The organism is Pandoraea sp. NPDC087047, from assembly GCF_044745225.1.
In the GTDB taxonomy this organism is placed as follows: Bacteria; Pseudomonadota; Gammaproteobacteria; order Burkholderiales; family Burkholderiaceae; genus Pandoraea.
The window spans coordinates 1-1,366 of record NZ_JBIUZU010000035.1 but is presented as its reverse complement, the minus strand read 5'-3'; the positions used below and the strand labels follow the sequence as shown (position 1 = coordinate 1,366).

Below are 1,366 nucleotides of genomic sequence, written 5' to 3'. Positions count from 1 at the left end.
CGGGCGGCTAATGAGATGGTCACCCCCACCCTACACGCGGGTAACGCGGTAGGGTGTTTTCATTTTGGAGGCCATCATGCAGAACGTGACGTTGATAGGAATCGACCTGGGCAAGCACTCGTTCCACCTTCACGGGCAGGACGCACGCGGCAAAGCGGTGTTTTGCAAGAAGGTGAGCCGCAAGCAACTGGTCGAGTTTTTCGCCACGTTTCATGCCTGCACGGTGGTCATGGAGGCCTGCGCTGGCGCGCATTACATGGCGCGCAAGCTGGCGGGCTTCGGGCATCAGGTCAAGCTCATCTCACCGCAGTTCGTGCGCCCCTTCGTCAAGAGCAACAAAAACGATTTCGTCGACGCCGAGGCCATCTGCGAGGCAGCTTCACGTCCGTCCATGCGCTTCGTCACGCCAAGAACCGAATCTCAGCAGACGCTCGGTGCACTGCACCGCGTACGCGAATCCCTGATCCGGGATCGGACTAGAACGGTCAATCAACTGCATGGGTTTTTGCTCGAATTCGGCATCAGCTTGCCGGTCGGTCAGGCCGTTATTAAACGCCTGCCAGCGGCGTTAGCTGAGCATGCGCTGCCGCCGAGGCTCATCGCTGTGCTGGAACGATTGCACTCGCATTTCCAATATCTGAACGAGCAAATCGGAGAGATCGAAAAGGAGTTGACCCGGCAGCTTGCCCAGGACGATCTGGGGCAGCGTCTGCTGAGCATTCCCGGTGTTGGGCCGATCACGGCAAGCGTGCTAGCCACCGAGATGGGCGACGGCAAGCAATACGCGTGCAGCCGGGATTTTGCAGCAGCCACGGGGCTTGTGCCGCGGCAGTACAGCACGGGAGGCCGAGCGACGTTGCTAGGCATTAGCAAACGCGGCGACAAGAATCTGAGGCGCTTGCTCGTGCAATGCGCCAGATCGTACATGCAGCGCCTTGAGCACCAGCGGGGGCGCCTCGCCGACTGGGTGCGCGCCATGCTCACGCGCCGACATTCAAACGTGGTGGCGTGCGCGCTGGCGAACAAACTGGCGCGAACGGCATGGGCGCTGGCCACGCGCAATACCGTATTTGATGCAGGATCGAGCGCCATGCCTGCCTGAGCGCTCGCCCCATAACGATTTTCCGAAGTCCACCCACCCGGTTTTGCGACGACTGACATTGGATGACGTGAACGGCATACCGGCCTGACGAACAACCTGATTGAAAAATTGGCTCTCGAAGCCGAGCGGCTTTTTAGGATCGTCAGGCGCGACTCTCATCGTGGCGCGGGGAGCTTATTCCCACAACGACGCCGGATAGATTTAGGCAAGCCAAACACTGCACCAAACATCAGTCTTGCAAAAATGGGGGTGACCATAGATTTT

The 1,366-nt window shown here is 59.3% G+C and carries 1 protein-coding gene; it reads left to right on the top strand.

The features are described 5' to 3' along the window. Window positions 1–76: 76 nt before the first annotated feature. Window positions 77–1,102: an IS110 family transposase gene (locus ACIPHM_RS24590; protein WP_400334311.1), complete on the top strand. Its 1,026-nt coding sequence runs from the start codon at window positions 77–79 to the stop codon at window positions 1,100–1,102. The last annotated feature ends 264 nt before the right edge of the window (window positions 1,103–1,366 follow it).